We start from the raw sequence: 26,321 nt of genomic DNA, 5'->3' as shown, positions 1-26,321 counted from the left end.
GGAGGACTTCTGTGCTTATTACCGATACGATTCAACAAAGTGCCCTTTTACATCCTGAGAATACAGCGATTCAAATGGGTGAAGATAAAATAACCTATCAAGAACTGGACTGCAATGTTAAAGAAATTGCTTCATATTTTCGTAAGCAGGCCTTCAAAGGAACCCAAGGAAAAGCAGCGCTATATGTGCCTAACGGAATCGATTTTCTACAATATTTCTTAGGAGCCATTTCTGCTGGCTGGATTTGTATTCCCCTTGATTTGAAATGGAAAGAAAAGGAACTGGAAGAAAGGCTAAAACAATGTGAGCCGGATTTGGTTATTACTACAGAAAAATGGCAGAGCAAAATGAAATACGGAAAGGTCACTCTAATTTCTGCTATTGATGATGTAAGCCTAAGCCCAAGTGAAGAAGTAAAAAGTACTGTTGCAGACGATTCATTGTTTTATATGGGGTTCACTTCAGGTTCAACGGGTGTTCCGAAATGTTTTGTACGCAACCATCGTTCTTGGGTTAAAAGCTTTGCATGCAGTAAAACAGACTTTAGCCTTACTGAGAGTGACACAGTACTCGTACCTGGACCACTTGTTCATTCGTTATTTTTGTATGCAGCGATCAGTACGATTTATTTAGGTGGAAAGGTGAAACTGTTGCCCAAGTTTTCAGCTACCCAAACTTTAAAAGAGATCAAGTCAGACGAAGTTTCAGCTCTTTATGCTGTTCCTACTATGCTTGCGGCACTAACTAAAGAAATGGATTCTCAGAACGGCGATCCAAGACTAAAAAGAATAATATCTTCAGGGGCCAAATGGGAACCTGGACTTAAAAGGAAAATAAATAATCTGTTTCCTAAAACAGAGCTTTTCGAGTTTTATGGTGCATCTGAATTAAGCTTTGTAAGCTTTATTAATCACCGAACTGCCTTACAAAAGCCGTTATCGGTAGGACGCGCTTTTCATAATGTAGAACTGTCTGTTCGAAAAGATGGATACGAAGTGGAAAAAGGAGAAGTAGGTACTCTTTTTGTAAAAAGTGAGATGCTGTTTTCACACTATATTAATAGGCCAGATGCGAATAAAGAAGTTTGGGACGACAATGGATGGCTGACAGTAGGTGACTTGGCTAAGCTAGATGATGACGGAGATTTATTCATTATAGGACGCAGTAACAACATGATAATTTCTGGAGGACAAAACGTTTATCCTGAAGAAATCGAAAGAGTATTGCATTCACTAGATGGAGTTGAGGAAGCTGTTGTTTTTGGGATGCCAGATTCGTATTGGGGAGAGAAGGTTTCAGCAGCAATCATCCAAAAAGAAGGTGCTATGCTTACAGTTCGTGATATCCAACGTTTTTGTAGAGAGCATCTTTCGACATTCAAAGTACCTAAACACATTATTTTTACAAAAGAGTTTCCTTATACGTCGAGCGGAAAAATTGCAAGATCAAAGATAAAAGAGATTTATAGCAAAGGTGTACTCTATTCATGAAAAAAGCTGTTATTATCGATGCCAAACGTACAGTGATTGGAAAGAAAGCGGGCTACTTTAAAGGTGTTGGAGCAGAAAAACTAGCGGCTGCTGTCATTCAAAAGATTTTAAAAGATAATAATGTTTCTCCTGATATGGTGTCAGATGTGATTTTAGGGAATACAGTTGGTCCTGGTGGGAATATTGCACGCTTATCTGCTTTAACAGCAGGTCTTCCAGTGACTGTTCCAGGTTTTACAGTTGATCGTCAATGCGGTTCTGGACTTGAAGCGATAAATCTCGCATGTCGGCTAGTGCAAACAGGTGCAGGAGACATATATTTAGCAGGTGGCACCGAATCCGTTAGTACATCAACGTTTCCACAACGAGCTCGCTTTTCTCCAGACTCTATAGGGGATCCTGACATGGGTGTTGGAGCTGAGAACGTGGCTGAAAAATACGGCATAACACGTGCAATTCAGGATGAATATTCGCTTCTAAGCTATAAGAGAACGATAGATTCTAATGAACAAAATCGCTTTAATAATGAACTCGTTGCGTATAATGATGTGCCCTTAATGGATGAAGGAATCAAGCGACTTTCTGTGATCGAAAGACTGATGAAACGTGCAAAACCTGCATTTAAAGAAAATGGGACAGTTACTGCCGCAAATTCATGTGGTTTAAACGATGGTGCATCTATCGTACTCGTCATGAGTGAAGAAAAAGCGAAAGAGCTTAAACTTGCTCCAAAACTACTATTTATCGACGCTGTCACGGCAGGTGTTGATCCAAATGTGCCAGGAATCGGACCGGTTCCAGCTGTAAATAAACTTTTACAGAGAATGGACCTTTCTATAAGTGATATTGATGTATTTGAACTCAATGAAGCATTTGCATCCCAAGTCGTTGCTTCCGCTCAAGAACTTAACATATCGTGGGACAAGCTGAACAAAGGCGGTGGTGCAATTGCATTTGGACATCCTTATGGTGCCTCAGGAGCGGTTCTCGTGACTTCACTGCTAAGGGAGATGACCTCAGGTGACCGGTTTGGTATAGCCACGTTAGGTATCGGCGGTGGACTTGGGATTGCAACACTATTTGAAAGGTGTGAGCACCCATGAATTTTAAACAGTATGAAGGGACAGTGACGCAGGCGGTTGCCATAACGATAACAGAAGCGCTTGTTAAAGCTTACGTTGAGGCATCAGGTAATCGAAAAAGTGCTATAGATTACGTTCCTCCAGCTCTACCGATGATTTTTTATCAATATATCAACGTGCCATGGTTTCACGAACAATCGTTTATTCACAAAGACCAAGTGTTTCATTACGAACATCCTATCTCGATTGGAGATACAATTCAATGTACTGTTTCCTTAATTTCCGTAGAGAAAAGACGTCAATTTCTTGTTTTGCATCAAGAGCTTATTGGTAAAAACGTGCACGGAAAAATGGTATTTTCGGCAAAATCGACTCTTTTAAAGGAGGCAGAGTGAAAATGGTTTATCATACCATAAAATTAGGCGATGCACTCGAGCCTTTACTAATAGAAGTAAATGAAGATTTGGTGAGGAAATATGGTGAAGTGTCTGGTGATTTTAATCCTATTCATTTTGATGATCGTGCTTCAAAAGAAAAAGGATTTTCGGCTAAAATCATACACGGTATGCTTTCGATGGCAATCGCATCCAATATTGTGGAACCCTATCTTGATAAAGGCTATTGGGTAAAAACATATGAGATGAAATTTAAAGCACCTGTTTTAGTAGGGGAAACGATCAGTATAAATGGAACAATCGAATCTGTTGAAAAAGAGTCATTTAACATAGATGTTACTATTTCAAGCCCGACTTATCCACAGGTAGCGAAAAGTAGAATTGTGCTACATGTGTATAAATAGCATTACTTATCCACATTATCAACAATATCCACAGTTCAAAAAAACCGTTTCCTAACCAATTGGTTAGAAGACGGTTTATTTACGGTCGCTGTAGTCACTTATTTTATGATTTATAGTTCAATCTCGCTCACTTCACGATCAACAATACGCGCACCTTTTTTGCTCGTATAGTTTCCGCCCGAAGAAGTAAAGATGTTTTGTGCGATTACCGTGTCCATCGCTGCATTTACTGCTGCAGGATCAACCGGTTCGATCGGAGCATCCAGACGGATGGTTACCGTTTTGTTCTCTTGGTTAAGAAACTGCAATTCAAGCACTTTGGCCATCGAAATCCCTCCTTTCTTCTATATTTTCCTCGCTACTACTCTTAAGAGTGGATCGCGAAGGAATCGTTTCGCTTAATCATTACAAGGGGATACACTTGAAGTCCTGATAATGCGTTTGCTACCGCATAAAGCTGGTCAGGTGTTGAAGAAGTCTTAACATGAGCGAAGTTCTTATACTTCACCACTGGCTTGTTGTCTGCATCCAAACCACCATCAAGCTCCAAACGCATTGCTGAATCAATCAAAGCTGCTGTTGCCATGTGCCTCACCTCCTTTCACATCATAAGTTCCAGAGGGAAGTGAAAAGGAGCCATGAGGCTAAAAATTTTTGAAGTAAGTGTCGCTCAGACCTACTTTATGTAACTAAAGAGGGTGCTTTCAAATATCTGCATCATTGATGAGTTGGTTGGAGTGGAAGGTGTGAGACTCCTGCGGGACAAGCGGTCAGGTGAGACCCTTAACGGCGCAAAGCGGCAAGGGGCTCACCGCCTGCCTCGCGGAAAGCGAGCAACCTGGAACGGAAATCAACCTCCCTCAAAGCGACAAAGCCAAACAAAATGGTTCTACCCACAGCACTTATCCACAATTTTTAGAATTTTACTCAAAATCAACACCTAAATCTTTTGAAATCCAGCATTTCACACAAAAAATCTATCAATTTTCGTAATTCTGCACACACATTGTGGATAACTTTTCAAAAGTTAACAGGCAACTTTTGTCGTTTTGCATCGTTTACCATACAACTTTTCAAGAGTTGCACTTTGTTTTACAAAACTCCTCCAATCTATAGTGAAGATACCGCGGAATTCCCCGAATGTGCGCACATTCCAAAAGGAACGATTTCCATGAAAAACACGACGTTTGAAGAAGTTGCAGCCATGTTCGAACCACTCATCAAATCCCAGATCAAACGCTATCACCTCACGAACCACTTCGATCAATACTATCAAGCTGGTTTACTCGGACTCTGGAAAGCTTACGAAACGTACAACCCGGAAAAAGGGCAGTTCTCGTCATTTGCTTTTATCCATGTTCGCGGCCGAATTTTACAAGAGTTGCGTAACGAGCTGAAGAGGCAGGAGGCGGAGGTCACGCATGATCCTCATGAATCGTTAACGTTTCAACACCTTTCCCATCAAGACCGCATTCCATTTTTGGAAGACGAGTCATTGAACCTTTATCTGATGCATCTAACAGAAAATCAGCAACGGTGGGTCGTGCATCGAGTCTTTCATATGAACACAGAGGCAGAGATTGCAAAAACGTTTGGGGTCACGCTTTATGCTGTGAAGTCATGGAGAAAGGCTGCAATAAAAAAACTACGTACAGTTTTAAATACCCAATAAAATCAAACTTTCTTACTATGTGATTTGATGGATATAATTTTGGAATTAGGGTATAGTAGAAAACTGTGGGCGAAAAAATTCCTTTTTTACCCATAATAGCCAATAGAGATATAAGCTGCTATTTTTTTAGAATAACAGTGTAATAAGTTGGTAGGACAAAGCTTATATATTTATTAAGAGGGGGACAATTAAACGATGGAAACACAAGTTAATCAGAGTACTGGAAACAAGAAACGACCGTTAATTATTGGGCTAGCTATTATTGCAGTGCTTGCAATCGGGGCAACTGCTTATGCGATGTTCGTTGATCTATCTCCGCGTGAATTGTATTTAAAATCCGAGATGAACACATTTAAAGCACTGAACGAATCATTTGAAGACAGCTTTGGAGATGCGCTAGCACTTTCTGAAAAGCAGATGGAAGAAGCGTATAAGTCTGAAGCGAGCGTTGGGGTAGATGTTGACCCGGCGATGTTTGGAGCAGGTGGAATGGAAGCGGCTTTGATCGGCTCTGTTCTTCAAAACAGCGAGTTTAAAGTAACAACACAGCAAGATCCGAAGAAAGAAGAAGGATCTGTTAAAATGGCTTTAAGAATGGACGATGCAGACTTAATGAATGCTGAGTTTTATCAAAACAACAAACAAACGGCTGTAAACGTGCCTGCAGCTTACGATAAGAACGTTTACTTCGAAAACAGTCAGTTCGGTGACGTGATGCGTAAGTTCGATCCAGCGTACCAAGGTATGGAAAAGCTTGAAAATTTCTTTAAAGCTGTGGATGGCGACCTAAGTGAAGACGCTCGTGATGAAGCGTTCGAAGAGTTCGCAAAAGTGTATGCTGACAGCGTGAAAGATGAAAACGTAAAACTGAAAGACGATGTTGATTTTAAAGGCGAGAAACTTCGCGAGCTAACGGTTTCTCTTTCTGAAAAAGAAACAAAAGCAATGCTTATAAACTTTGTTGAGAAGATTGAAAAAGACGATGAGATCCTAGATGCGATCGCTGAACAATCAGCATTGCAAGGCGGACTTCAAACAGGCATGGTAGCACCTAATAGCAGCATGAGCAAGGCAGATGCGAAGAAGGAAATTAAGTCGATTCTTGCTGATGCGAAAAAAGGAATTAAAGATGACATACAAATTCCTGGTGGAATGAAGCAAGTTGTTATCATCGATGGTGATGATAAAGTAGTAAGCCGTAACGTGTCTATGAAGCTTGGTGCGAACGGTGAAGACGGGGTTGCGATGAACTACAAGTCTGAAAGCTGGAAAAAAGGCGACGTAACAAATTCTTCTTGGGTTCTTAATATGGGTCCTGAAGGTGAAGCTGAAACAGTACTTGTTGATGTGAAGATGGAAAGCCAACCAAAAGGTAAAGATGGCATGAAGCGTGATATTAAAGCGAAGTTTGAAGCGACTGAAAACGGTACAACACAAGGTATTGGGTTCCAAATTAAAGGTGAAGGTACAGATAAGAAGTCAAAATGGACGGCTAATCTTGTTCCGGCTGGCGACTCCCCAATGGAGCTTCCAGACATGACGCTTGAAATTGAGCATACGGGTGACCAAAACCTTGATAAAGACTTTGCAAAACACGATTACAAAGTAACACTAAAAGGTAACGACGCTACAATGGGCGATATTAACGTTGGATTGAACATCAAAACAAAAACAACGTTCGGCGATAAACTGAAATTCCCTGAGCTTTCAGAAGGAAAAGCAGTAAACGTTGCTGAGATGAGTGACGCTGAAATGATGACGATGATGTCAGAAATTCAACGCAACATCGAGCAATTTATCGGAGAAAACGCTCAAATGTTCCAATAGAATCATAATAAGAAGGACAGAGATAACTTAAAACAAAGTTGATCTTTGTCCTTTTTTCTAACCATTAGGGTATATATAGCATGTGAGGTACGTACGTTTTGTCGAGGATTGTAGACTCGTGGATAAACGGCCGAAACTTTTGGATTGAGTGTTAAAACTTCTGGATAAACAGTCAAAACTCGTGGATAAATAACCAAAACTTCTGGATTCACCAGTCCAATGCCCCTACGGGTATAGGTTCAGCTCCATACCTTCACCAAATTTTTAAACGAGAGGAACGACACTATGAGGCAAACGCTACTCATTGCCCATCTAACGGTAAAATGCTGGCTGAAGCAGCCTTTTCCTCTGATTGCTATGATGCTGTTTCCAATTTTGTTACTTGGAATCACGTATCTCGGGCTAAAACCACTTCTTGAAGAAAAGCAGTGGGTAGAGCCTTTTGCCGTAGCGATCGTAGATGAAGATAACACCTTTGAAACCAAATTGCTAATGAAGCAGTATGAAAACTCAGAAGAACTAAAAAATGTATTAACCTTTGAAAAAACAGATGCTGAGAGCGCGAGTGAAAAGCTTGCTAGCAACGAGATAGCGGGCATGGTGATCGTGCCGGATGGTTTTACTAAAGGAATTCGTGGCGGCAAAAATATTCCTATAACCGTCATTGGTAATCCTGAACGGCCTTTTCAAGCAAAACTCCTTCAGCAAGTGATGGTATCGAACGCCAACTTGATCTCTTCTGCACAAAGCGGAGCGAACGCTGCTTTTCATTATTTACGAAAAATGGACTTAAGTTCCAAAGAATTCCGAGCTTACCGCGACACGGTCATCACAGACTTTACGCTACAAGCTCTGAACCGAAATAAGATCTACGAAACGGAAACACTAAGTGCGTTAGGCGGAGTAACAACGATCGACTATTACAGCTTATCAGGTGTGTTGATCCTGTTACTCGTTGGTGGACTGTTTGGAATGAGTTTGACCGCAAGGAGTGAACAAACCGCACTGCGCGAAAGGTTAAGTCTACAAGGGATAAGATCTGGCGTATTCTTTTTTAGCAATGTCATATCAGTCTTCCTTCTCCTCGTCATCCAAAGCGCTGTTCTGGTTTCCTTATTTTATGTTCTAACGAAAACGTGGAGCATCACATCGACATCATTGGTTTTAGCATACTGCTTAAGCATCGCATCCCTTTTCGCGCTTTGTCAGGAACTTTTTGTTCGTAACGGAGCAAAGTGGGGAGCGGGAATCATCCTTGCTGTGGGACTTGTTGCTACAAGCGGAAGCGTTTTGCCGCTATCTTATCTTCCGGAAATGTGGCGCAGCATAAGTGTATTAAACATCGTGCATCAGGCACACAGCGGACTGATAGATACGCTATTTGTGGGGAACGAAGGGTGGATGTCTGTTCTACTGTTGCTTAGTTTTTCAATCACAATTTGGGCAGTGAGTTTGCTGCTTATCACCATAAAGAAGAGGTTGCCATGGTCTGGACAATTGCCATTACACGTATAAAATTACTGCTTCAAAGTCCGTGGAGTTGGCTGGGACTCATCGTTCCGGTTCTCGTGCTGGTTTTTTTAGACATGTCCGTTGAAAAAACAAGTGATGTCACCAAGATTCCAGTTGTAATCGTAGACGAGGACGAAACGCAATACTCGGAAATGGTCATAGATAGAGTTAGTAAAAATCCAGCGGTCTCGGTAAGTGTTCATAATGAAGATGACGCGCGAAATCAGATTGAGACACAAGAAGCCGCCATCGGTTTCTTTATACCTGAAGGATTTATGGACAGTATACAGAAAAATGATGAAGATGAGCTTGTTACGATGTGGCTCTCGTCAGGCTCAATTTCTCATGGATTAGTGCGTGAGATTTTTGCAAGTGAAGTGAAGCGATTATCGAGTAATTCGTACGGCGCAAACACGGTTTTAAAAACATATGGAAAAAGCGAGAAGCTAGATGCAAAGGAGCAGGCTGAGGTCTGGAAGGATGCTTGGGCGTATAGCGACAAACATTGGGAGCCTAAGCCTCTTATGACCATTGATTATAAAGTTGGTGTTACGAGGGAATCTTCCGTAGAGGCGGATGGCAACAATGTCTCGATCTATGTTCCAGGCATGCTCGTACTGATCATGTTGTTTAGTTTTTTATATAACAGCTGGCCGATTAAAGATCGTGACTCCGGTATGCGGTCGAGAGTACCTTATGCAGCTGGTCGATTTTCAGTGTACTGGTTCGGAAATGCACTAGGCGTTCTGCTTTTACAGTTACTCATGCTCATCTTATTGATCGGTTTTGGCTGGTGGAGAGAAGCGTTAACGTTGAACGTGACTACGATTTTGAGTTTGATTGGCTACGTCTTATTTCTAAACGCATTATCTCTTCTGTTTGCTTATTTTGTGCACAGCAACCGCACATGGCAAGCGATCACACTCTTTGTCGTACTGTGCACATCGCTTCTAAGCGGAACTTTCTTTCCGAGCGATGAGCTATCAAGCTTTTTACAACGTGCTGCAGAGTGGACGCCGCAATATTGGATCGTGTCTTCGTTAAACCAAGAAACGTTAATGATTCCCTTTATATTTGTAGGTCTAAGTTTTATATTATTCGTACTTTCAACCTTAAAGGCAGGTGACAACGCTTGATTGCAGCAGAAAATTTGAAGAAGAAGTTTGGTAGAAAAGAAGTATTAAAAGAAATGAACTTCTTTATTGAAAAAGGAGAAACCGTCGGCGTTGTTGGCCCGAACGGTGCAGGTAAATCAACGCTTTTGAGAATCCTTGCAACCCTTATGAAAGGATCTGGCGGATCGGTTCAGATCGATGGGCTTGATGTAAGGAAAGAACAAAAGAAAATTCGCCAGAAAATCGGTTACGTACCGCAAGAAATCGCCGTCTATCATGAGCTAACAACGCGTGAAAATTTACGATTTTTTGCGAAGTTGGCGAAGGGATCATCAGAAGAAAGATGGATGCAGCGCTGCGAGGAGTGGCGACTGGCTGAGCACCTTGATAAAAAAGTGAAGCATCTGTCTGGTGGTAACCAGAGAAAGCTGAACATCTTAATCGCGATGCTTCATGATCCGGACCTATTGATTCTGGATGAACCGACCGTCGGAATCGATATATCAGCAAAACAAGAGATCGTAAACGATTTGCGCCAGCTGGGACGGGAAGGGAAGACCATCCTCTATTCCAGTCATGACGCACAAGAGCTCGAAACATTGTGTACTTCTTTTTTAATTTTAAAAGAGGGGGAACTGCTTTTTTATGGATCGAAGCAAAAAGTGCGCCAGTTCGGTTCCGTTGCGCAGTCGGAAAATTTTGCGGAAACGCTTGGAGAGATTGTTGGATGAAGTCTGCTAGTAATAGCAGGCTTCTTTTTTATCCTGAATATTCCATTACCAGTACTAACGTGATAAAATGTATGTGAAAGTATTCACAAATTAGGAGCAGGAAAATGGAAGATAAACTATCGAGAAAAATAAAATCAGCTATGGTAGCATCTCTTTTACTACCCGTGTTATTAGGTATTTACTCTATCAATGAATTAAGTTCAGTAGATGATTTATCCTTTTTAATCATTGTCTTTATCTTTGCTATAGTTGGTAACTTTATGTACGGCATACCAGTATCTCTCTTAATAGATTACTTAACTAGTAAAATGATTAAATTCCAATTTTTGCTGTCAGGCTTTTTACATATTATTTTTGCTTCTATTTCTTTTGTCTTCATAGGAGAATTTAATACATTTGCAGTTATATGTGCCGTTCTCTTTTTCTTGTCTGAAGAGTGGCAGATGAGAAAATCAAACTTTACATGGAGAAGAATGATACTGAATTGCATATTTGTGGTTGGGTTTGCTGTACTTGTTGTTTACTCATCGTTTTATCTCCAAGAGCAGTTAGAAAAGGAAACACTTGAATATTTTCTTATTCCATCAAACTACGAGGGAAAAGTAACGGTAATATATAACATAAAGGAAGAGCCAAAAGCAAAAAAAATGGGAGACTATAACGTGATTCAAGTAAACGATCAAGGTTATGCCCTTACTTCGTTACCTCAAGCAGAGGGGACGATTAAAAATAAATATTATTTTGTAGATAAAAATGGTGAAAGAGTAAAAATTGATGAGAAGTGTGTTCACATAGGTAGTTCAGGTTCTATTTCAAATGATGAACAGGAGTTCCAATTTTCAAATCTTACTGTTAAAAAGAACGGATGTACAGATGATTTTTATATAAATGGAAATATGTATGGAGAGGATTATAGTCTTGAAATAGAAGAAATCCTTCAGCGAGAAGGCCTTGGAGATTTTGGCTATTAAGGGTCAAAAGTGTCCAGTAAAATAATTATTTTAGCTCAATACTAAATTCGACATGATTTTACAAGCAGACCAAATTCCTATTTTCCGTAACGGAAGCGTAAAACACAAGTCCTATTATTTATTGTAGGATAATAATAGATTACTTGGAAAATCAAAGGAGTTTGGGATAAATAATGAAAAAATGGATAGTTACATCAGTTTTAGGTGCTAGTTTATTATTGTCGCCACTACAGGCGTTTGCAAATATAGGAGATCAAACACTTCGTCCAACAATGACACACTCAGATGTGAAAACACTTCAAACAATATTGCGAGATAAAGGTTATTTTACATATAGCGGTTCAACAACGACATACTTTGGGTCATATACAAAGAGTGCAGTAATGAGCTTTCAGCGTGCCAAAGGATTGTCGGCAGACGGGATTGCAGGTCGAAATACGTTTAACAAACTAGGAGTCTATAATGTTAACAATGCCTATCTAGTTGATTATGCAAAACGTTTCCAAGGAACTCCTTATGTATGGGGTGGAACGACAACTGCCGGGTTTGACTGTTCAGGTTACATCAACTATGTTTTTAAAAACTCTCACAATATCGTTCTGCCACGTACGGTGAAAGACATGTGGAACCAAACAGGGTATCGCGTTTCCACTCAAGGGATAGGGGATCTTGTATTCTTCTCAACGACAGATTCTGGAGCTTCACATATGGGGATCTATGTAGGTAATGGAAAGTTCATTCACGCTGGTTCTTCCACTGGCGTAACGATTTCAGACATGAACAACACTTATTGGAAGCCGCGTTACTTAGGGACAAAGCGTCTGTAATTCTTTTAGAAGAGGAAGAGGAATGACTCCGCTCATGTAGTGGTCATTCCTCTTTTTTGTACTGATAAATTAGTAAACTAGTTCTTTCTTTTCGCTTTTCGTGCTGATCACATTCGTTCTATTCTTTTCAGTAATGGTTTGATCAGAATGGTAACTTAACTCTGAAAAGAAACAAAATTGTGTTGCAGGATAGGGTTGGGATAATTTGGTTAGATCAAGTTCTGTTGCTCTATACACTTCATCTATACAATCTTGCGCTACATGTTCTAGACCTTTATCAGATAAATCTGCCATGTTTTCAAAGTCAGTCATAATAGAGATGGTCGTTCCCATGCGATAATATGTAAATTTAATTCCAACTTGTTTATTCATACAAAAAGCCTCCGTGTTAAAAGTAAATTAGAATAATAAATTTATTTTTGGGTATTAAGTCTGTTTAATTAAGGCATTTAATTACAATGATTAAGAATGTAGTGTTACAAGGTTTTTCACTACGAAGGAAAATTAACAGTCTCTTATTCTTTATCGGCTATAGGTTAATAAATATTTAGGGATATTTTATTAAAAAATGATTTTATTAGGTAAAGTCTAATTTTTTGATAGATATATATAGAAGAATAGAAGTACAAACCAGAGTTTGTACTTCTAATTCTTATCCTAGAACAAGATTCTTGCCCAAGGATCGCAGCAGCAATGATGTTGCTTTTTCTTAGCTTTTTTGAACTTTTTGCACTTCAACACTTCGTAGCTAGAAGATGAAGAAGAGGACGAAGATGAAGAGGATGATGAAGAAGAAGATTCTTCACAAACCCATTCTACTTTCTTGTAACACTTCTCAACTTTTTCATGCTTCTCGTGCTTCTCATGTTTGCAGTGGTCGTAGTCTCCACACTTATAACACATTAATCGTTTCACCTCACAAATTGATACCGACTTCCAACTGGTTTCGGTTTCTGTATATCATATGTAGAGGAAGACAAGTTGCTTAGACGAATGATGGGGTTTAATAGAAATGGGGGTCTGACCCCATACAATTACAAATCCCTTCAATTTGTTCTTTTCAGAAATACAAGGGAAACAGCAGGTACTAGTGCCTAACAAAAAATCCACGCTGCAACCGCAGGGTGGATTTTCGTTACTTCGTAGGTTCTTGTATGAGCATGCCTTCCTTTGCAAAGGCAAAGTGTATGGCGTGCTTCAGATTTCTAAAATATGTACTTTCTCCAAGAGAATACTGGTGTTTCGTTATTTCTATACTTAATTCAGGTGAGATCCCGACCAATAACGTTTCCATTCCAAACAATCGAGCAGAAGAAACAAGCTTGTTCAACATATCCACCATTTCAGAATCAATAGACTTAATACCGGTTAGGTCTAAGATAACAAATTTTGCTTTGTGTTGAGGCAGTGAAGTCAGAGTATGCTCTAACATATCTTTAGAACGGAGCTCATTGTATTTACCGATTAAGGGAATAACCACAATATGATCGGTTACCGGAATAATAGGAGAGGAAATCTCCCTAATCAAATCGGTTAATTCTCTTGTGCGGTCTTCAACCATAGCTTCTAGCTTCATAATTTCATGCTGTTCATCCCGTTGAACGAGATCGCGGATGTTATCATTTGGTGTTATATGTGATTCTGAGATTGCTAATTTTAGCGTGTTAGGGTCGGCTTCGTTTTCTAGGACCTCATACCACATGTTGGTTTGAAAGAGTCCTGTGAAAACGCCAGCCCAATGGCCAGGTAAGAATCGCCCCATGCGTTTGCTGTTCTGCGCTTTTTTAACTTTCGTTTCCCAGCTGTTCGTAATCGTAATGATCGCTTCTTTCTTTTTAACATCAAGCTCTATGTATGTTTTACCCCAACCCGCTGATGCATAAATGGTAGGTAATGATTCAGCGGAAATCTCAATATTTCCGATCGTTCTTATGTAAAAATCACTAACGATTAACCCTGTCCGATATCCAGCTGTTTCAAAAACAAGGTCCGCAGTTCCTTCTCCTGTAATCTCTTCGATGGAATCTAGGAACACCTTGAATGCTGAATCAATCCAAAACAGCATTACATCTTGGCCTTCAAATTGAAAAATACCTTTTGCTGTGTCCCAATGAAAAGAAGAACCATTAACATCTACACTTTTTTGAGAATCCATTAGTTCATTTGGCGACTGCTTCATTTATAATCCTCCATAGACAAAAATAGTAGGCACCCTTTTCCCGTACCCTAATTCTATAAACATTAAACATTTGTGTGGGGTCTGACCCCACACAAATACAAAACCTTCCTTATGTATATTCCACGAAGACACCAGTAAAGGGAAAACCACGTAAAAACCACCTGATGAAATCAGGTGGTTAGTTTTGTTTGTTCTTCCATTTGTTAAATTCGAGAAACTCTTTAAATTGCTCTTTGCTTACACCAGAACCCATGGCTTCTTTTACAAGATTGGCCCATTCTTGGTCAAGTTCTTCGTTATTTACTTCCTCTTTGATCAGGTGATCAACAGAAATATCAAGGACCTCTGCGATCTTTTCGAGAAGTTGGATGGAAGGATTTTGCTGAATATTTCGCTCTAGTGCACTTATATAAGATTTTGCTACCCCTGCTTTTTCAGCCAATGCTGTAATGGAGAGGCCTTTTTCAGTACGGTATTTTTTTACTCGTTCACCAATTATCATTTGCAATCCCCATTTAGAAATAATTTGCCTTTATTATATCTTTCAGCATAAGGGAAGTAAATAAATACTGCGACTTGCTTACTATAAACGGAAATTAATTACCTTGTAATTGACAGTGTTCTAATGCTAAATGGGGATTCTGCAAAAAACGAATAATTTCCTCTTTTGTAAAGCCGAGATCTCGCGCTTCTTTAATCAATTTTATCCATTCTTGATCTAAGTACATATTCTCCACAAGAACCCCTCCAGAAAGTAAAGTAAATGGAATCCAGGTAACCCGGCGATCTTAGCTTTAAAAGCCTTAGACCCGTGGCTTTGCGCCCATTTCTTTCGAAAATGTTTGCCCTTGTCTGAAGGATTTTTAGGTAAAATTCCCTAACTAAAATTGATTATAAACAAGCTAAATAGAAAATGTTGTCAGAAAATGACTGTAACAAAAATGTAATATTACAATAGTACCAAACACTTTAAAGGATTGGATTAAGACTTTGTTGAAGTAGTAGAAAGATATGTCATTAAGAATTGAGAATATAATTTAAGTAATGAAAGGATGAATAATTTGTTTAACAAAATGCCATTAAGTTTGTCGAATCAACTCAGTCTACCCGTCATAAATGCTCCAATGTTTCTAGTATCAAGTCCCGATATGGTCTTGGAAAGCTGCAAGAACGGAATAATAGGGACGTTTCCTTTATTAAATGCACGCACCTCCGATCTATTAGAAAATTGGATGAAACATATTTCAGAAGAGCTAAGTAAAGCAAGGGAAGAAGATCCTTCGGCAAAGATAGCTCCATGGGGTGTTAATTTAATTGTTCACCGTACGAATAAACGTTTTGAGGAAGATTTAGAGCTAATAAAGAAATATAAGCCGCCAGTAGTAATTACATCTCTAGGTAATCCAAGTGATGTGACAAAAATCGTTCACGGATACGGTGGTCTCGTATTCTCTGACGTTATCTCGCTTGATCACGCGCGTAAGGCTGCTAAAACAGGTATCGATGGATTAATACTCGTGTGCAGTGGAGCAGGTGGCCATGGTGGGACGTTAAATCCATTCGCTTTCTTAAAAGCAGTAAAAGAATTCTGGGATGGGATGACGATTCTAGCTGGGGCGATTTCTACAGGTGAAGAAATGCTGGCTGCCAAGATTCTTGGGGCAGATCTCGTATACATGGGAACGCGCTTTATAGCTACTCAAGAATCTTCAGCTAGTGAAGACTACAGGCAGATGTTGATTGAATCTACTTTAGAGGATCTTGTTTATACAGACGCAATTAGTGGAATAAAAGGAAACTACCTGCTACCATCCCTACATAAAGCGGGATTTGATGTAGAAAACTTGATGAAAAAAGATTCTATTGATCTCTCTTTCTCTGAATCCAAAGCAAAAGCATGGAAAGATATCTGGTCAGCAGGGCAAGGTGTCGGTAGTGTGAAGAAAATTGCTACGATTCAGGAAGTAGTAGATGACCTAAAAGCTGAGTATAAAAAAGCATTGAATACAAAGGAAGCTATGAGCATTATTCCATAAATTGTATTAGTCTTTTAGAACTAAATCCCCCAAAACCACACTGTATAAACGTGATTTTGGGGGAAGTTTATTTAAAATCTTTTAAATAGCTTGGATCATCTTTTATTCGAAGATCTACTCTATAGAGATCTTTGGTTTCTGCAACTCCTCTAGAAATATCAAGTAATTGCTTCGAACTCTCTGAATAATAGAATACACTTCCACTTGAAGTTAGGATATGGTATGGCTTTCCTAGCTGGTTTACTAACTCATCTCTTTCTCGCTTTTGAAGATAAATGCTTAGATAAAAAGATTTATTTTCATCCAAATAGTTGATACTTAGAAAGTCATACGGAGGATTATTGTTAATTTTGGTTTTCCAACTATATGTGTTTTGGGCATCATATTCTACATCTGAAATATACTTTTGATCATAAAGCCCGAGGACTTTTACGGTTTCTTCTAAAGTCATTTCGGTAGTTACACCATTTAAATAGTACTTACCTCCTTGATAAGAAACATTTACTTTATCAAAAGGAGTTTTCTTTTGTTCTTTTATTTCTTCAGGTTTTTCTACTATAGCGGACTCTTCGTCTAACTCTTCGATTGGTTCTTTGAGTATTTCTTCGTTAATCGTTGTATTGTCAGGTGTGTCAGTAGACTCATCATTTTTTTCTTCTGCTATAGGTTTCTCTTCTGGTGGTTTTACCTCTTTTTCTTCATTTGGTAGATAAGTTATATCATTTATAACGAACGAGGTTAGTATATTTTCCTTGCTGTATATTTCTACTTCTACGGCATCCTTAAATGTGTTTTCATCAATAATACTAAGGTCAACAGTGACTACCTTCTTAAAAGAGTAACTTTCATTGGGTTTTATTATTTGATTAGTAGGTGTTTCTATAATTAAGCTTTCTGCTCCTAAAGCTTTTGCTACATCTTCATCTAAGATATTTACTTTTGCCTGAACCGGTTCACTATTATAGTTTGTCGTATTTACAACCGTTCCTGAGATGGTAAGTTCTCTTTTACTAACCTCAAAAGACAGCGTACTGGAAGCCTGGGTTAACTCCTGAGCGTAATGGACTTTAGGTTTCTTATTTTCTTTCTTAATTTCTATCGCCGTTTGGGGTTCCAAATACGTGTTAATCAATGTATAAGAGGTAAAAACAACCCCAGCAAAAAGAGCTGCTGTCAGGAGTTTTGGAAGAAAGATATTTTTTTTCTTTCCAGCTTTTTTGTTGAATGATGAGTTCTGTATAGAAAGTAAAATATTTACTTCATCTTTTTTCGTGAAAACGGGATTTATAGAAATTTGTTGATCTAATGTTTGTCTAAGGTCTTTAAGTTTTTTTTCCATTACGCTCACCTCCTAGGTGAATATAGGAACCTTGTAACTTTGTTCTGGCTCTGCTTAAACGCGTCTTGACTGTCGATTCACTTATCTTCAACAACTCACATATCTCGAATAGAAAATTCCTTATAATAGTGTAATAAAATGACTTCTCTATACTTTATCGGCAAAGAAAGGACAGCTTGATACAAAAGTTCATCATCACTGTTTGAAATGACCCCATCTTCGGCAGAGTCGACGCTTCCATTTGAATTTGCAGTAAATTTATCTGTAAAAGCAAGCTTTCTATAGCTCCAACTTTTTAAAAGTCTTTTGACTTATTAATAGCTATTGTGTAAATCCAGCTCTTTAATGTGGATTCTCCACGAAATGTATCAAGTTTCGTATACAAAGCAATATAAACATCTTGAGTAATATCTTCAGCTTGCTGCCAATTCTTCACGAATGTATAAACAAGACGTTTAATCTCTTCACCGTAGCACCTCATTAAGTAAACGATGGCCTCATCTTTAGTCATCCCATCAATAGTTATGGAACCCCTCAATCCCTCACTTTTCACTAAGCTGTCCTCCTTAAGTTGCATCTCCGATAGTAAGACGACGATATAGTAACACAAGTTTCATAAATTTAGAATACAAGTATAATATTACCATTTAAGGGTCTGACCCCACACAATTACAAAGTACAGAAAATGTTCATCAGGAAAGGACACAGCAAACTTGCTGTGTCCTTTCCTGATCGATTTTCAAGAAACAAATTCACCCATATTTTCTTCGAAAAGAGGAGAAGCGAAGAAGAGAGAGAAAATATAAGTAATATCTTTATGTAAAGAAAACGTGTAAACTGTAAGGAATTCATTACGATAAGAAAAATATCTACAGCTAATAAAAATGGAGGTGTTACCATGAATTTATTCTCATCGATTACCGAAGAAAGTTTTGACTATTTAATACGAGATTATGGATTTTCTGAGCCGGTTGATACAGATGGGAGGTGGAAGACAACCTTCTTATACGCAAACGAGCAACTTGAAATTGAAATAGAATTGAATTATCAAGATATGGATACGTTTATTTACTTGAGAAGTTTAGATTATGAATCAGAAGAACAATCGACGCGTATGCAACTAGAAGAGGTTCTTAATATTGAACCCGTTAAAAGTAATGGAGATCAAACAACGATTGAACAATTTGAAAAAGGGATCGTAAATAAGGCTGCATTATTAAAGAAGAACCTTAATCAAATCATAAACAAAAAAGAAAAGATTTTTTCGTGAAATAAAACTCTCAAATTTACCAAAAATGTCGCAACGGATATTCGTTGTGATTTTTTGTTTATAACTTTAAAAAGTTTCTAAAACGAAAATTAATGAGAAGAGAGAGGCTATAAGATGCCAGGTATAACTTTTAACATAAAAGGAGAAAAGAAGACTATTTTATTTGATGAGGAAATCAATAAGTATTTGCGGAAAAGAGAAGTAGATGGTAGGAAATCCGGAATCCTTCTTAACTTAGACCCCTATGGAGAATGTGAGTTTGCAAGCTCCGAGATACAATCACTCATTTTACTTTGTGATGAGTTAAAAGTAAAATATAATGATGAATTTAACTGGGAACATGGTAGGGTACGGAAATTTTGTAAGAAGTTTAAAGAATTATGTGTGGAAGCGATTGAGAAAAAGATGAACATAGAGGGATCAGGTGATTAGCTTACACTATATACAAAAAAGATAACTCCAATTTTCGAGTTATCTTTCTTATATTTATTTATGCTAATGTAAGTGTCATTCCTAAAGTAATAAGTATATATCCAACAAACATTAAGACAGCCAAAAAAGCTCCTTTTCCACTTGTACCCCCGCGCTTGCGAAGTTCATGCATCTTCCCCTCTTCGTTGATGGCGAGCTGATTCACTTCTTGTACTTGTTTTTTAACGTGCTTTCTATAGAACATATTACCTGTAATCCCTAGAGCTCCAGCAAGCCCATAACCTAATCCTCTACTGATTGTTGCCCCATCAATGCCCATGAATAAAACAATAATGTCAATTGCTAAAAAACCAAGAAGGATGTAAACAACAGGCTTGAGCATTTTTCGGTATCCCAACCAAAACAGGGTTAAAAAGAATGCTGCCCAGTTCCAGCTGTTGTCTTTTTGCCATTTTCTAAAATAAAATTCTCTCTTTTTTTCTCCCACGAATTCACCGAGTTTAGCTTGATCTGCACCATCAATCATTTTGTCGGGAGATAAACTTGTACTAGGTTGAGTAATTTGATCCATTTAACCTTCTCCTTCCGGTTAATAAAAGTACTTTGCTTGATTATTTTAAAACAGGCAACACAAATCCTAACCATTATATTCCATTTTTCGCGATTGAATAAACCTAAAAATTACACTTAATAAGTCATTTTGTTGAAAGTCTTTTTAAACAGCAAAAGTGTAATTGTGAGGGGTCAGACCCCGGGGTCTGACCCCTCACAATTATGTAAATTTTTATGAAAGTGCACAAAAGGGTTTTAATTTTCTAAAAAATATTGTAAAATAATTTGAAAATTAGGTTTCGTTTTAGCGGAATTGGGGAAGGAGAGTATATTTGGAGATGAAACATAACACATCAGGGTTTGGATTTGCGTTTATCTTCTTAGCAGGACTTTTTGCATTGGGACTTTATCAAACAGTGATGGTATGGGGGAACATTAATTTGTTCTTTGAACGAATTATGGGACTAACTTCTACTTCATTTATTTCTTCCATACTTCTATTCTGGTCCATCACGAGTGCATTTTGGATTCTTAGCTTAAAAGTGCTGGATCTTGCACATAAGACTCAATTGTACAACACGAAAAATGCGATTTTCGGGATGTTGTTTTTGTTCTTTGCGGTTCCATTTGGCATTTGTGTACAAGTGTATAACGCATTAAAAATTAATGCAGGTATTACAACCCTTACAACAGCTATCTTTATCATGACGATTGTTTCTTTTATCATTGGATTTGTTTTTAAGTTTAGGAGAACGGCGAGATAATTTCATAAATATACTCAGAACAAACCCCTTCTTTAGTTATTTAAGAGGGGGTTATTTTTGTGTCTATAAAAATTTAATTACAAACCAGTTTCGATTGTTTTTCAACATTCTATAACAATTTTCAAGAAAACCTCTACTCTTTATAACCTCAAGCTTGCTATTTTCACACTTTTTTCATGTATTACTTTTAAAATTTTTTTGTGCTTTTTAAGTTCTTAATTATTATCCACCATCAGAGCAAAGATTACAGGTATAGAAGTTCTTTAAAATGAACAAAAAGTTCTATAAAAAATGCAATATTGTATAAAAATTGAAGAAAAAGGATGCTAATTGGTACAATTGTACGTTAAAAAGAACAAAAATGACCTTATATGAGAGTTTTTAAAGTAGGAAATACGTTCTATAATAACACCATAACGTTCTTTAAATAGAACGAAAAGTTCGACGATGGTTCTATAGTAAGGAGGTACATATGGTAAAAAAAGCATTATCGATATTGGGAAGTGTTCTTTTCGGACTACTTATCACTTTAGTTGGATTTTCGGTATATTTAACGATTAGTGCCAAAGCGAATCCAAACGAAATACCATCTGTTTTGGGTTTTAAACCGCTTACTGTCCTATCTAACAGTATGTATCCAGAATTAGAAGCAGGCGACATGATATTTGCAAGAGAACTTGATCCAACTGAAGTTAAAAGGGGTAATGTTATTACGTTTAAAGAAAATGATGGTCGCATTGTAACCCATAGAGTGGTAAAAGTCATATCAGAAAAAGGAGAAACTACTTTTCAAACAAAGGGTGATAACAACAATGTAGTAGACCAGGAATTAGTGTCTAGTTCTCAATTGCTAGGAATGATGGGGTTTAATGTTCCAAATGCTGGTCATGTAGCAAAGTTTGCAGCAAGTCCAATCGGTGCGTTTGTATTCTTCGGAGTTCCGTTCTTCTTTTATGTACTTCTAGAGATGAATGATTTTTTGAAAAGAAGAAAACGAGATAAAGAACAAATGGCATGAAAAGTAAACACTTTAAAGGAGGTGAGGAAAGGGAGCAGAGCAGTTGTTAGGGATGACATAGGCAATAAGGATTCATACTTAAAAATCTTATTAAACTTAAAGTTATGGGGAGGCTTTCAAATGAAAAACGTTAAAAAGGTATTAGCAGCAACAGCATTATCAGGTGCAGTATTAATAGGTGCAGGATTTGGGACTTATTCCTGGTTTACAACAAGTGCTACAGTGGATGGCAACATAACCAATGGAACATTAAAAATCACAAATCAAACCCCATCTGGAAAAGTTTTTAGTAAAGAAAAATTCGCACCATCACAAGCAACTTATGGATCTATATTAGCATTTAAAAATACTGGAAATCTAGACCAAGTAGGAAAAGCAACATATACAGCTACACTGACAGATGCTGAAGATATGAATAATGTAGATTTAAGTAAGTATTCAATAATTCAAATTGCTGTTAAATATAATAGTGAACCTAAAAATGCAATACAACTTTTCACTAAATATCTAGATGAAAGAACTTCTAATTTAACTTCAAATTCATTAATGGCTCCTCAAAAACCAACATTTGAAGGGGCAGTAGAAGTCTTAGAACAAGAATTAGTAAATAATAGTATGAATAGTCTAGCTGCAAATTCAAAAAAAGAGAGTGACATCGTTGATGAGTCGAAATTTTGGAGTACAAAACCAGGTCAAGTAATTTATGTAAGTCATATAGCGGTGTTAAAATCTGATGCTGGAAATGCTTATCAAGGTGCAAAATACAATGCTACATTTACAATAAACGGTAAACAAACAGATGCTAGAGCAGATTGGAAATAAGTCCTTCCATAAAAAACGAGGCAGTCGAATAATCGACTGCCTTTATTAAGGAGGATATCTGTGGAAAAGAGACTAGAAAAGTATAAAAAGATTAGAAAAAGAAAAGTGACTAAACTCACAATATCAGCATTATTAATTTTTTATTTATTGATAATATCATTTAATTCTAATTTCTCAGAAAGTACTTATGCTTGGTTCTCTGTAGAGGCTAATTCTAACGGTGAAATAAAAAATGCAGTTACTTCTGACTTAATAACTATTAATACCGGAGAAGTCGATTATCTTAAGAACTGTAAAGTGAAAAGTATTATCACGCTTACAAATATATCCACTATAAATATACCGATAACATTGGAACTTCAAAGTAAAAATAATGGTAATCATATTAAATCACTAGTGTTATCTCCAGGCAATTCTTATATAAGTAATCCAAATGATACGGATAATTTACCGCATAATTGTGACGCAACTGAGATTACGTATCATTTATATGGATTTGAAGGTTTTATAGATGAGTATATATCAATTCCACTAAATCGTGAAAAGCTATTAGCAACTATTCAAGAGCCAAAAAAAGGCCAAGATAATAATCAAAATAAACAACTTAACAATGAGGAAAAACCAGTTCAAAATGATTCTACTCTAACTAAGGATAAAAACATAGAAGAGCAAGATCAAGAACAAAAACCACCTGTAACAGAACCGCTACCAATAAAGGAAGAAACTGAACAAACTCAAACTGAACAAATAGTAATACAACCTAAAGAGGATAATAACACTCCGCACCTAGACGTTCCTGACGAATCATCTACACCGGAGGAAAACCAAGATGATAATGTATAAATACAATCTCTCTATCATTCAAGTAAATTTGCAAAATGATGGTAGTGGAGGTGTGGTCATTGCCCACTAATAAGTGGTTCTATCGTATTATCTTTGTGTTCATTTTTATTTTTCTTATGGTGGGAAACACATTCAAATCAGAAAAAATTTATTCTTATAACAATGAAATTTATGGTTTAGAAGTGACGCCATCAGAGTTGTTTAACATTCAAAACATGAGACCGGGATATGAAGAAGACTACACATTGATGCTAAAAAATACTGGTAATCAGCCTTTGAGCTATTCTATTAAGTCAGAGTTATCCTCTGGAGATGAACTTCTCTTTAATCAACTTATCATTAAAGTAAGTAAAGAGGGCTCTATTCTTTATTTAGGTAAACTAAGTAATTTTTATTTTAGATCTCAACAAGGTTTAGCTGCGCATGCTCAAGATAACGTTAAGTTTACAATTGGGCTCCCAGGAGAGTCAGGTAATGAGTATCAAGGGCTGTCTGCCTCGGTTGTTATCGATATTAAAGCAGAACCTTCTAGTCCACCCAACCCAGGAGATGGAGATCCACCAGACAACGGTGGAGATCCAGATGACGGTGGAAATCCAGACGACGGCGATGACCCAGGCGATGGCGACAACCCAGACGACGGAGACGGAACAAACCCACCCGACGACAACAACCCGCCAACCGACGATCATGAGCCGCCATCAACAAATGAACCACCAAACACCAACGAACCTCCTAGCAATAATCCAACACCAACGAAACCGAATGATTCGCCAGCTAAAAACACAGGCTCATTACCGCAAACAGGTGAAGAGAATCCAATCTTAATCATTATGTCAGGATTTATCCTCTTACTCGCTGGACTCAGTTTATTACTTATCAAAAAGTCCATCATTCCAAATCCTTTTAAAAGAGGATAAGAGATGAAATGGCTCGCGTACCTCTTAATTATTTCAGGGATAGCTACAATGTTCTACCCCAAACTAAAAAGCATGTACTACTCGTATCAAGAACATCAGCTGTTGGAAGACTGGGAATCTATTGATGAAGATTCTGTGATCCAACAAAGCTATCAACAGCTGGATGATGTTTTCTTAAAGAATAAGCCGAAAAACACAGTTGCATCCCCAAAATTACAGAACGGAATCATCGGAAAACTGCAAATAAACAAGATCGATTTAACCATCCCGATCATGGAGGGTGCTTCCCAAGCCAACTTAAAGGTAGGTGCCGGACATTTGATAGGCACTTCTCCAATCGGGGATACTGGAAATTCGGCTATAGCTGCTCACCGCAGCTACACATACGGGAAGCAGTTTAACCGACTGCCAGAAGTGAAAGTGGGGGACACGATCCAAGTCGTCACGAAAGACAAAAAGCTTACTTATCGAATTATTGATGAAATGATCGTGCTGCCTAATGATTTGTCGGTGTTAAAAAAAGATTCAACCCAAAACGTCCTTACATTAATCACCTGTCATCCTATGAAAAATCCGACTCACCGGTTCATTGTTAAAGCGGTTCTCGAACAAGAGGAGGTTTTATAGCAAAGGAAGTTGTTAATTGTGAATAACAGTCTCGGAACCCAAATTAGAAAAATTCGATTAAGAAAAGGTCTCAGTCTTACAAAGCTTGCTAAAAAAGCAAACATCTCAAAAGGCTACTTAAGCAGTATTGAAAGTCATAAAAACAACCCTTCTGCGCATATGATTCAAAAATTGGCTAAAGCGTTGGAGGTACCTGTGGAACAATTGTTAAATATTCAGGTGGATCTGCTTGATCCTGAATGGGTTGAGCTTTTTACGCAAGCGAAAGAATTGGGAGTCAATAAGGAAGAAATCCGTGCTTTTCTTGCCTATGAAGCTTGGAAACATTCTTTGAAAGAAGAGGTGTAAAGCGTGATACGATTAGGCAACGGCATATACATCAGCCATCTTAACGGCTACATCCTAAAAATAGTGTATTTAGGCAACAACGAATGCGAGATTTATCTTGGTGATGAATATCAAGGAAAAGCGTATTTTGACTATGTGAAAAAGAAGCTGAATCTTATGGAGAAAAGGTGGAATACGTCTAAGCTCGTGTATTATAAATTTAGAGAGTTTCAACCGAGTGATTATACAGTATAAAGCCCGACGCAATATAAAACTGCATCGGGTTTTTTAGTATTATCCATTCACAACCTTACCACCATTAATATGAATCATCTGCCCCGAAACATAGGAAGAATCCTCACTTGCTAAATACACATAAGCAGGTGCAAGTTCTTCTGGCTGCCCCGGTCGGCCCATTGGCGTATCTTTACCGAACTGCTCCACTTTATCCGCTGAAAACGTGGATGGGATGAGCGGCGTCCAGATCGGACCTGGTGCGATACCGTTCACACGGATGCCTTTCTTCACAAGGTTATTCGACAACGAACGAGTGAACGACACGATCGCGCCTTTCGTTGATGCGTAATCGATCAACTCCGGATGGCCTTGATACGCCGTGATAGAAGCTGTATTAATAATCGAACTTCCTTGCTTTAGATGAGGAAGCGCTGCTTTCGTCAGATGAAACATGCTGAATATATTTGTACGGAATGTTTTCTCAAGCTGTTCCGCTGTAATATCCTCAAAGTTCTGCTGTGGATGTTGCTCAGCGGCATTGTTCACGAGAACGTCCAGTCCGCCGAACGAATCAACAACATCGCGAACCGTTTGTTCACAGAACGATTCGTCTCCGATATCTCCTCGAATCAACAAGCATTTCACGCCTTCTTGCTCGATCTGTGTTTTGGTTTCCTCAGCGTCACGTGATTCCTCTAGATAAACAATCGCAACGCTTGCGCCTTCTTTCGCAAAAGCAATGGCTGCCGCTTTACCGATTCCACTGTCTCCACCCGTAATAAGCGTCGATTTTCCTTGTAGCTTTCCGCTACCTTTATAAGTTGGACTTTCCGATTGCGGCTTGGGTGTCATTTCAGATTCTACACCGGGCTGGTGATTTTGATGCTGTGCGGGTTGACCTGTTGGATGACTTTGATTAGACATGTATG

34 protein-coding genes, 1 pseudogene and 1 riboswitch are annotated in these 26,321 nt (G+C 38.2%); of the genes and pseudogenes, 23 read left to right on the top strand and 12 right to left on the bottom strand.

Going from position 1 to position 26,321, the window contains the following annotated elements; all coding sequences use genetic code 11:
- The first annotated feature begins 11 nt into the window (after nucleotides 1-11).
- Genes IHV12_RS05080 through IHV12_RS05065 form a run of 4 tightly spaced genes read left to right on the top strand, consistent with a single transcriptional unit; the run spans nucleotide 12 to nucleotide 3,371 of the window.
- Nucleotides 12-1,490 (top strand): AMP-binding protein, encoded by a 1,479-nt coding sequence (locus tag IHV12_RS05080; RefSeq protein WP_197190085.1) that lies wholly within the window; start codon nucleotides 12-14, stop codon nucleotides 1,488-1,490.
- The gene (locus tag IHV12_RS05075) at nucleotides 1,487-2,593 is read left to right on the top strand and encodes an acetyl-CoA C-acyltransferase (protein WP_197190084.1); all 1,107 of its coding nucleotides are present in this window, start codon (nucleotides 1,487-1,489) and stop codon (nucleotides 2,591-2,593) included. Before IHV12_RS05080 ends, IHV12_RS05075 begins: the two co-directional genes overlap by 4 nt.
- On the top strand, nucleotides 2,590-2,967 hold the full coding sequence (locus tag IHV12_RS05070) for a MaoC family dehydratase (protein ID WP_197190083.1): 378 nt from the start codon (nucleotides 2,590-2,592) through the stop codon (nucleotides 2,965-2,967). Before IHV12_RS05075 ends, IHV12_RS05070 begins: the two co-directional genes overlap by 4 nt.
- Before the next feature lie 2 nt (nucleotides 2,968-2,969).
- A complete protein-coding gene (locus IHV12_RS05065; RefSeq protein WP_197195207.1) occupies nucleotides 2,970-3,371 on the top strand; it encodes a MaoC/PaaZ C-terminal domain-containing protein in 402 nt (133 codons plus the stop codon).
- 110 nt (nucleotides 3,372-3,481) lie between these two features.
- Here the strand turns inward: IHV12_RS05065 and IHV12_RS05060 are convergent, their stop codons facing one another.
- Complete coding sequence (locus IHV12_RS05060) at nucleotides 3,482-3,697, bottom strand: DUF2922 domain-containing protein (RefSeq protein WP_066398672.1); 216 nt, start codon at nucleotides 3,695-3,697, stop codon at nucleotides 3,482-3,484.
- 41 nt (nucleotides 3,698-3,738) lie between these two features.
- Nucleotides 3,739-3,957: a DUF1659 domain-containing protein gene (locus IHV12_RS05055; protein WP_137791022.1), complete on the bottom strand. Its 219-nt coding sequence runs from the start codon at nucleotides 3,955-3,957 to the stop codon at nucleotides 3,739-3,741.
- A gap of 188 nt (nucleotides 3,958-4,145) precedes the next feature.
- Here IHV12_RS05055 and IHV12_RS05050 point away from each other — a divergent pair, with 188 nt between their 5' ends.
- From IHV12_RS05050 to IHV12_RS05015, 8 genes are all read left to right on the top strand, one after another.
- Nucleotides 4,146-4,364: a hypothetical protein gene (locus tag IHV12_RS05050; RefSeq protein WP_197190081.1), complete on the top strand. Its 219-nt coding sequence runs from the start codon at nucleotides 4,146-4,148 to the stop codon at nucleotides 4,362-4,364.
- 178 nt (nucleotides 4,365-4,542) lie between these two features.
- Nucleotides 4,543-5,043: a sigma-70 family RNA polymerase sigma factor gene (locus IHV12_RS05045; protein WP_197190080.1), complete on the top strand. Its 501-nt coding sequence runs from the start codon at nucleotides 4,543-4,545 to the stop codon at nucleotides 5,041-5,043.
- Nucleotides 5,044-5,238: 195 nt separating this feature from the next.
- Nucleotides 5,239-6,870, top strand: a complete 1,632-nt coding sequence (locus tag IHV12_RS05040) for a DUF6583 family protein (protein ID WP_197190079.1) — start codon at nucleotides 5,239-5,241, stop codon at nucleotides 6,868-6,870.
- 285 nt (nucleotides 6,871-7,155) lie between these two features.
- Entirely contained in the window at nucleotides 7,156-8,385 is a 1,230-nt protein-coding gene (locus IHV12_RS05035) for an ABC transporter permease (RefSeq protein ID WP_197190078.1), read from the top strand.
- The gene (locus IHV12_RS05030; RefSeq protein WP_197190077.1) at nucleotides 8,355-9,518 is read left to right on the top strand and encodes an ABC transporter permease; all 1,164 of its coding nucleotides are present in this window, start codon (nucleotides 8,355-8,357) and stop codon (nucleotides 9,516-9,518) included. The genes IHV12_RS05035 and IHV12_RS05030 overlap by 31 nt, the downstream gene beginning before the upstream one ends.
- The gene (locus tag IHV12_RS05025; protein WP_197190076.1) at nucleotides 9,515-10,228 is read left to right on the top strand and encodes an ABC transporter ATP-binding protein; all 714 of its coding nucleotides are present in this window, start codon (nucleotides 9,515-9,517) and stop codon (nucleotides 10,226-10,228) included. The genes IHV12_RS05030 and IHV12_RS05025 overlap by 4 nt, the downstream gene beginning before the upstream one ends.
- A gap of 104 nt (nucleotides 10,229-10,332) precedes the next feature.
- Nucleotides 10,333-11,199, top strand: coding sequence for a DUF6843 domain-containing protein (locus tag IHV12_RS05020; protein WP_197190075.1), 867 nt, complete (start codon nucleotides 10,333-10,335; stop codon nucleotides 11,197-11,199).
- Between the two features lie 173 nt (nucleotides 11,200-11,372).
- A complete protein-coding gene (locus IHV12_RS05015) occupies nucleotides 11,373-12,026 on the top strand; it encodes an NlpC/P60 family protein (RefSeq protein WP_197190074.1) in 654 nt (217 codons plus the stop codon).
- A 69-nt stretch (nucleotides 12,027-12,095) separates the two neighbouring features.
- Here the strand turns inward: IHV12_RS05015 and IHV12_RS05010 are convergent, their stop codons facing one another.
- The 5 genes from IHV12_RS05010 to IHV12_RS04990 all read right to left on the bottom strand — a co-directional run bounded on the left by IHV12_RS05010 (nucleotide 12,096) and on the right by IHV12_RS04990 (nucleotide 14,933).
- Complete coding sequence (locus IHV12_RS05010) at nucleotides 12,096-12,398, bottom strand: hypothetical protein (protein WP_197190073.1); 303 nt, start codon at nucleotides 12,396-12,398, stop codon at nucleotides 12,096-12,098.
- Nucleotides 12,399-12,683: 285 nt separating this feature from the next.
- Nucleotides 12,684-12,941 (bottom strand): hypothetical protein, encoded by a 258-nt coding sequence (locus IHV12_RS05005; RefSeq protein ID WP_197190072.1) that lies wholly within the window; start codon nucleotides 12,939-12,941, stop codon nucleotides 12,684-12,686.
- Between the two features lie 220 nt (nucleotides 12,942-13,161).
- The gene (locus tag IHV12_RS05000; RefSeq protein ID WP_197190071.1) at nucleotides 13,162-14,205 is read right to left on the bottom strand and encodes an STAS domain-containing protein; all 1,044 of its coding nucleotides are present in this window, start codon (nucleotides 14,203-14,205) and stop codon (nucleotides 13,162-13,164) included.
- A gap of 178 nt (nucleotides 14,206-14,383) precedes the next feature.
- The gene (locus IHV12_RS04995; protein WP_197190366.1) at nucleotides 14,384-14,704 is read right to left on the bottom strand and encodes a helix-turn-helix domain-containing protein; all 321 of its coding nucleotides are present in this window, start codon (nucleotides 14,702-14,704) and stop codon (nucleotides 14,384-14,386) included.
- A gap of 97 nt (nucleotides 14,705-14,801) precedes the next feature.
- On the bottom strand, nucleotides 14,802-14,933 hold the full coding sequence (locus IHV12_RS04990; RefSeq protein WP_197190365.1) for an anti-repressor SinI family protein: 132 nt from the start codon (nucleotides 14,931-14,933) through the stop codon (nucleotides 14,802-14,804).
- Nucleotides 14,934-14,975: 42 nt separating this feature from the next.
- Nucleotides 14,976-15,062: riboswitch (cyclic di-GMP riboswitch) on the bottom strand.
- A gap of 204 nt (nucleotides 15,063-15,266) precedes the next feature.
- Between IHV12_RS04990 and IHV12_RS04985 the strand changes: the two genes are divergently transcribed.
- Nucleotides 15,267-16,241: an NAD(P)H-dependent flavin oxidoreductase gene (locus tag IHV12_RS04985; RefSeq protein WP_370568765.1), complete on the top strand. Its 975-nt coding sequence runs from the start codon at nucleotides 15,267-15,269 to the stop codon at nucleotides 16,239-16,241.
- A gap of 67 nt (nucleotides 16,242-16,308) precedes the next feature.
- Here the strand turns inward: IHV12_RS04985 and IHV12_RS04980 are convergent, their stop codons facing one another.
- The 3 genes and pseudogenes from IHV12_RS04980 to IHV12_RS04970 all read right to left on the bottom strand — a co-directional run bounded on the left by IHV12_RS04980 (nucleotide 16,309) and on the right by IHV12_RS04970 (nucleotide 18,133).
- Complete coding sequence (locus IHV12_RS04980; protein ID WP_197190070.1) at nucleotides 16,309-17,580, bottom strand: hypothetical protein; 1,272 nt, start codon at nucleotides 17,578-17,580, stop codon at nucleotides 16,309-16,311.
- A pseudogene (locus tag IHV12_RS23030) lies at nucleotides 17,564-17,765 on the bottom strand (sigma-70 family RNA polymerase sigma factor). Before IHV12_RS23030 ends, IHV12_RS04980 begins: the two are co-directional and overlap by 17 nt.
- Nucleotides 17,766-17,875: 110 nt before the next feature.
- Nucleotides 17,876-18,133: a sigma-70 family RNA polymerase sigma factor gene (locus IHV12_RS04970; RefSeq protein ID WP_197190068.1), complete on the bottom strand. Its 258-nt coding sequence runs from the start codon at nucleotides 18,131-18,133 to the stop codon at nucleotides 17,876-17,878.
- A gap of 345 nt (nucleotides 18,134-18,478) precedes the next feature.
- Here IHV12_RS04970 and IHV12_RS04965 point away from each other — a divergent pair, with 345 nt between their 5' ends.
- Both IHV12_RS04965 and IHV12_RS04960 read left to right on the top strand, forming a co-directional pair.
- Nucleotides 18,479-18,850, top strand: coding sequence for a hypothetical protein (locus IHV12_RS04965; protein WP_197190067.1), 372 nt, complete (start codon nucleotides 18,479-18,481; stop codon nucleotides 18,848-18,850).
- A 114-nt stretch (nucleotides 18,851-18,964) separates the two neighbouring features.
- Nucleotides 18,965-19,282, top strand: coding sequence for a hypothetical protein (locus tag IHV12_RS04960; RefSeq protein WP_197190066.1), 318 nt, complete (start codon nucleotides 18,965-18,967; stop codon nucleotides 19,280-19,282).
- Between the two features lie 58 nt (nucleotides 19,283-19,340).
- On the opposite strand, the gene IHV12_RS04955 is transcribed toward IHV12_RS04960, so the two are convergent.
- Nucleotides 19,341-19,853 (bottom strand): DUF2628 domain-containing protein, encoded by a 513-nt coding sequence (locus IHV12_RS04955; protein ID WP_197190065.1) that lies wholly within the window; start codon nucleotides 19,851-19,853, stop codon nucleotides 19,341-19,343.
- Nucleotides 19,854-20,166: 313 nt separating this feature from the next.
- Here IHV12_RS04955 and IHV12_RS04950 point away from each other — a divergent pair, with 313 nt between their 5' ends.
- From IHV12_RS04950 to IHV12_RS04915, 8 genes are all read left to right on the top strand, one after another.
- Nucleotides 20,167-20,598, top strand: a complete 432-nt coding sequence (locus tag IHV12_RS04950) for a hypothetical protein (protein ID WP_197190064.1) — start codon at nucleotides 20,167-20,169, stop codon at nucleotides 20,596-20,598.
- 472 nt (nucleotides 20,599-21,070) lie between these two features.
- Nucleotides 21,071-21,616, top strand: coding sequence for a signal peptidase I (locus IHV12_RS04945; RefSeq protein WP_197190063.1), 546 nt, complete (start codon nucleotides 21,071-21,073; stop codon nucleotides 21,614-21,616).
- A 120-nt stretch (nucleotides 21,617-21,736) separates the two neighbouring features.
- Complete coding sequence (locus tag IHV12_RS04940) at nucleotides 21,737-22,438, top strand: TasA family protein (protein ID WP_197190062.1); 702 nt, start codon at nucleotides 21,737-21,739, stop codon at nucleotides 22,436-22,438.
- 60 nt (nucleotides 22,439-22,498) lie between these two features.
- On the top strand, nucleotides 22,499-23,281 hold the full coding sequence (locus IHV12_RS04935; protein WP_197190061.1) for a hypothetical protein: 783 nt from the start codon (nucleotides 22,499-22,501) through the stop codon (nucleotides 23,279-23,281).
- A 59-nt stretch (nucleotides 23,282-23,340) separates the two neighbouring features.
- Entirely contained in the window at nucleotides 23,341-24,201 is an 861-nt protein-coding gene (locus IHV12_RS04930; protein WP_197190060.1) for an LPXTG cell wall anchor domain-containing protein, read from the top strand.
- Nucleotides 24,202-24,204: 3 nt separating this feature from the next.
- The gene (locus IHV12_RS04925) at nucleotides 24,205-24,828 is read left to right on the top strand and encodes a class D sortase (RefSeq protein WP_197190059.1); all 624 of its coding nucleotides are present in this window, start codon (nucleotides 24,205-24,207) and stop codon (nucleotides 24,826-24,828) included.
- Between the two features lie 18 nt (nucleotides 24,829-24,846).
- Entirely contained in the window at nucleotides 24,847-25,176 is a 330-nt protein-coding gene (locus tag IHV12_RS04920; RefSeq protein ID WP_370568774.1) for a helix-turn-helix domain-containing protein, read from the top strand.
- Nucleotides 25,177-25,179: 3 nt separating this feature from the next.
- On the top strand, nucleotides 25,180-25,410 hold the full coding sequence (locus IHV12_RS04915) for a hypothetical protein (protein WP_197190057.1): 231 nt from the start codon (nucleotides 25,180-25,182) through the stop codon (nucleotides 25,408-25,410).
- Nucleotides 25,411-25,449: 39 nt separating this feature from the next.
- Here IHV12_RS04915 and IHV12_RS04910 read toward each other — a convergent pair whose 3' ends face one another.
- The gene (locus IHV12_RS04910; RefSeq protein WP_197190056.1) at nucleotides 25,450-26,316 is read right to left on the bottom strand and encodes an SDR family oxidoreductase; all 867 of its coding nucleotides are present in this window, start codon (nucleotides 26,314-26,316) and stop codon (nucleotides 25,450-25,452) included.
- Nucleotides 26,317-26,321: the final 5 nt, after the last annotated feature.

The organism is Fictibacillus sp. 7GRE50 (assembly GCF_015903875.1).
Classification (GTDB): Bacteria; Bacillota; Bacilli; order Bacillales; family Fictibacillaceae; genus Fictibacillus; species Fictibacillus phosphorivorans.
Note: the sequence above shows the minus strand (reverse complement) of the source record. Positions and strands in the feature narration are given on the sequence as shown.